Annotated in this window: 2 protein-coding genes; both read left to right on the top strand. The window is 74.0% G+C overall.

What is annotated here, in order from left to right:
- Positions 1–180 precede the first annotated feature (180 nt).
- Positions 181–1,467: an ArgE/DapE family deacylase gene (locus E2C05_RS31495; protein WP_133223540.1), complete on the top strand. Its 1,287-nt coding sequence runs from the start codon at positions 181–183 to the stop codon at positions 1,465–1,467.
- 70 nt (positions 1,468–1,537) lie between these two features.
- A partial coding sequence (locus E2C05_RS31490; protein WP_205083237.1) for a hypothetical protein occupies positions 1,538–1,806 on the top strand: 269 nt, incomplete at its 3' end.

The following is a 1,806-nucleotide window of genomic DNA, read 5'->3' as shown; positions in this document are numbered from 1 at the left end:
CCCGGGGCGGGAGGCGCGGATGCCGGCGGTCGCCGCGCCTGCCGCCCAGGCTGCCAGGGCCGGCCCCGTCCCGCAGCGCGGGGCGGCGCCGGCCCTGCGCATTCCGGGGCCGCCGGGTTGACGGCGCGGAAGCGGCGGCGCGACGCTGGATGCGTCACGCCCTGCGCCAAGGACCACGCCATGCCCGATGCCGCGCTGCTCGCCCGCCTGTCCGCGGCGGTGGAGGCGAATTTCGAGAAGGAGGTCGGCTTCCTCGCCGACCTGGTCCGCTTCCCGAGCACCCGCGGCAACGAGGCGCCGCTGCAGGACTGGATGGCGCGGCAGCTTGCCGCCCGCGGCTACCAGGTGGACCGCTTCACCCTGGCCGATGTGCCGCTGCCGCAGCACCCGAAGGCCAGCCCGATGGTGGAGGCCGACCCGGCGCGCTCGGTCCAGGTGGTCGGCACCCGCCGCGCCGCGGAAGCCGCCGGCCGCAGCCTGATCCTGCAGGGGCATATCGACGTGGTGCCGGAAGGCCCGGTCGAGATGTGGACCCACTCGCCCTATGCCGCCGTGGTGCGCGACGGCTGGCTGCATGGCCGCGGCGCGCATGACATGAAGTCGGGCGTCGCCGCCATGGTCTTCGCCATGGATGCGCTGGCGACCGCCGGGCTGGAGCCCGCCGCCGACATCCACCTGCAGACCGTGACGGAGGAGGAGAGCACCGGCAACGGCGCCCTCGCCACCCTGCTGCGCGGCTACCGCGCCGATGCCGCGCTGATCCCGGAACCCACCGGCGGCACGATCACCCGCGCGCATACCGGCACGCTGTGGTTCCGCATCGCGGTGCGCGGCGTGCCGGTGCATGTCGCCGTGGCGCAGGATGGCAGCAACGCCATCCTGTCGGCCTATCACCTGATCCAGTCGCTGCAGGAGCACACGAAGCGGATCAATGCCGAGGCGCGCGCGCATCCTTGGTACAAGGACATCGACAGCCCGCTGAAATTCAACCCGGGCATCATCCGTGGCGGCGACTGGGCGAGTTCCACGCCCGCCTGGTGCGAGGTGGATTGCCGCATCGGCCTGCTGCCCGGCACCGATGTGGCGGAGGCCCGCGCCGGCGTGGAGCGCTGCGTGGCCAAGGCGGCGCGCAGCGACAATTTCCTGCGCAACAACCCGCCTTCCGTCACCTGGCACGGCTTCCTCGCCGATGGCTATGTGCTGGAGCCGGGAACGGAGGCGGAGGCGGTGCTGGCCGCCGCCCACGCCCAGGTCTTCGGCGCGGAGATGCCGGCGCGCATCACCACGGCGGTGAACGACACGCGCTTCTACGGCCTCTATTTCGGCATCCCCGGCCTCTGCTACGGGCCGAAGGGCGAGGGCGCGCATGCCTTCGACGAGCGCACCGACCTGGCCCACCTGAAGAAGACCACCCTGGCGATCGCCGCCTTCATCGCCGACTGGTGCGGCACCCGCCCGGTGGGGTGAGCGCGGCGACCGCTTGCATCCCGCCCCGGCGGGATGACAAGGAAGCCCCCGCGATCCGAGGAGGTGCCGCATGCCCGTGTCCCGGGCCGGGAAGATGTTGCTCGCGCTGATGCTGGCGCTGTCGCCGGCCGTGCCGGCCTTGGCCCAGGGGACGAGCCAGGGCGCCGGGACCGAGGCCGCGCGGCCGGGCGGTGCGGCGGCGCGGCCCGGCTCCGGCCCTGCCGGGCTGGGCCTGGCGCCGCTGCAGACGGAGCCGGGCGATATCTGGGCGGATGTGCGGAGCTGGACCGAGAAGCGCGGCCAGCCGGAGCCGCGCCGGCGGCGCGAGCCGACGGAGAC

The sequence above is a fragment of the Paracraurococcus ruber genome, from assembly GCF_004353985.1.
Taxonomy (GTDB): domain Bacteria; phylum Pseudomonadota; class Alphaproteobacteria; order Acetobacterales; family Acetobacteraceae; genus Paracraurococcus; species Paracraurococcus ruber.
The sequence above is the reverse complement of the archived record's forward strand: the minus strand, read 5'-3'. Positions and strand labels throughout refer to the sequence as shown.

Bases quoted from the DNA above. Each gene is read 5' to 3' on its own strand.
- E2C05_RS31495 (WP_133223540.1), top strand. From the start codon at position 181: ATGCCCGATGCCGCGCTGCTCGCCCGCCTGTCCGCGGCGGTGGAGGCG.